The following is a 2,703-nucleotide window of genomic DNA, read 5'->3' as shown; positions in this document are numbered from 1 at the left end:
TATCAGAATCTGAATCGCTATCGGAGTCAGAATCACTATCAGAGTCGGAATCGCTGTCAGAATCCGAGTCGCTGTCAGAGTCAGAATCACTGTCAGAGTCGGAGTCGCTGTCAGAATCCGAGTCACTATCAGAGTCAGAATCACTGTCTGAGTCGGAGTCGCTGTCAGAATCCGAGTCACTGTCAGAATCCGAGTCGCTGTCAGAGTCCGAGTCGCTATCAGAGTCGGAGTCGCTGTCAGAATCCGAATCACTATCAGAATCTGAATCGCTATCAGAATCCGAATCGCTATCAGAATCCGAATCACTATCAGAGTCCGAGTCACTGTCAGAATCGGAGTCGCTATCAGAGTCGGAATCACTATCAGAGTCACTGTCAGAGTCCGAATCACTATCAGAGTCAGAATCACTGTCAGAGTCCGAATCACTATCAGAGTCTGAGTCACTGTCAGAATCCGAATCACTATCAGAGTCCGAGTCACTATCCGCATCTGAGTCAGCGTCAGCATCGCCTTCATCTGGATCAGGGAAGTCTGGTTGTTCTGGTAAATCTGGATTTACTTCAAACTCATCCTCTTCAATGTGAGCTCTTACTTGGTTTGAATCGATTGGTGGCATCCAACTTCTAAACAAACTATCACTAAAATGATGATTTAATTGTTCTTCTTCAAAGATATCTTTTCCACCTTGTCCCGAAACTGGATTGTTTGTGATAAAATTCCAAGTTGCTAATAATTCTATATCATGTAGTGCGTCTTTACTAATTGCCTCTTTGTTTACATGATGCGTCATAACGATTGTATAACTACGATCATCTGATGGTATTGAAAGACGAATAACACCTTTATTATTAGAAGTATCTAACATTTTGTCACGATCATCTTGGCTGAAATCACGTAGTTTATTATATGCCAGTATTTCTTCAGTTACATCTTCATAATCAATAATTGTATCTTTAATACTATTATTTGATACTGATTTGTTTTCTTTACTTCTATAAATTTTGACAGAGTCAAGTGCATTTTGGTCTATTTGTATAGCAGACTCAGTACCATCAATCATATATTGTGAATGCGTCTGATTAAATTCTTTATTCGAATAAACAACTTGAGTCATTAAATAATTTCCATACTTATTGTATAATTCAATTCTGTAGTCAATAAATTTGATTTGTTGTTCATAGTCTTTAATCTTTTCATTATCTGAAGAGTTTTTGATTAGTTCTTCTAATTCTTTTTTTTGTTGTAAGTTATCTTCAATTCGATTTTTTACCCAAGATTCCTTAGGTTTTAAATTGTAAGCATCAGGATTCACTTGAAGATAACTTTTAATTGTATGATTATCTTTATCATAATCATCAAGTACTAATCGCATACCAGCTAGATGTGCAAAATAATTATATTCATTACTTTCATCATCTAAATGCTTAATTACACTATCATTATAGATAGATTTTTCAAAAGTTACATTGGCACGGTATTGGATATTGTTGTTACCTAATTGATGTTTGAGTTCTTGCTCACCATTTTTAGTTACTTTATTACGATCTACATAGTCTTTACCGTGATAAATCATTCCAAAAGTATCAAAATCTTTAATGGTGTCCAAAAATTGATACGTAATTTTTTTAGTTTGGTTATCAAAGTTAATGGCACGTGCTACTTCAATTTTAGGGTCAGATTCAAGATAAAATGATGGGAGTTGCACTTTAATATCATTAGCATAATTACCATTTAAGTCAGTCATATTATCATATTGGAATGTAAAGTAATCTCCAACTCTTGCATCTGAAACTTTAGCTAGGATTTCATATTCAGAGGGCTTTAATCCTTTATTTGATCTGACTTGTTCATAGTAATATTTTCTTGCAGCTTCTAAATCCGTACTCATATCCAGATAATTCTCTATATCAATATCAGGGTATTTATTTGAAACGTATTTAAACCATCCAGAAGATAGATAATCATCACTTTCATTTTCATACAGTCCTGCTGTCAACTCGCCTGGTTCAGCATTAGGGTACTTCTCTTTGAAATCTTTCAAGAATTTTTGAAACTCTTCATAAACTTCTTTAGATGGCCCGTAATCCACGACATCTTCAATTTTATTGTCTTTCACATTAATTGAGACATCAGAGATTTTGTCATCAACGTTGTTCTTCAACTCAGGTTGTTGTTGCCTAGTAGTAGTTTCATTTGTAGTAGTTTCTTTATCAGTTGTTTCATTCGTAGGTGCTGTTTGTGCAGATGTAGTTTCTTCAGTGGCAGGTTGTTCTGTTGCTTCAGCTTTTTCAGGTGCTGTTTCTTCAGTAGGGGCATCAGTAGTAGGTTCAGGTGTAACTTCTTCAGTAGGTTGTGATTCATTGTCAGTCGATGGTTCATCTGTTGTTGTTTCTTCAACTGCTGGTTGTTCTGTCACAGTCGCTTTATCCTCAGTGTCTTCACTAGCTGTTTCAGTGACAGCTTCAGGGGCTTTTGCTTCAGTTGTTTCTGCAGCGTCAGCTGATTGTGTTGCTCCTAAGAATAATAATGTCGTTAATAGGGCAGAACCTGTCCCATACGATAATTTACGAATGCTAAAAACTTGTTGTTTACGGTCATATTTTTTGTACTGTTGATATCTTTTCATACTCACTTTCCTTCCTCTTTGTTATTAAGCATTGTTTTGTCTAATATCCATTCAACTATAAATAAATTATTAAATGT

Annotated in this window: 1 protein-coding gene; it reads right to left on the bottom strand. The window is 35.5% G+C overall.

Going from position 1 to position 2,703, the window contains the following annotated elements:
- On the bottom strand, positions 1-2,626 hold a 2,626-nt coding region (locus CD122_RS12620; protein ID WP_420852960.1), incomplete at its 3' end, for a YSIRK-type signal peptide-containing protein.
- Positions 2,627-2,703: the final 77 nt, after the last annotated feature.

This window comes from Staphylococcus rostri, assembly GCF_002902145.1.
GTDB classification, from domain to species: Bacteria; Bacillota; Bacilli; order Staphylococcales; family Staphylococcaceae; genus Staphylococcus; species Staphylococcus rostri.
Note: the sequence above shows the minus strand (reverse complement) of the source record. Positions and strands in the feature narration are given on the sequence as shown.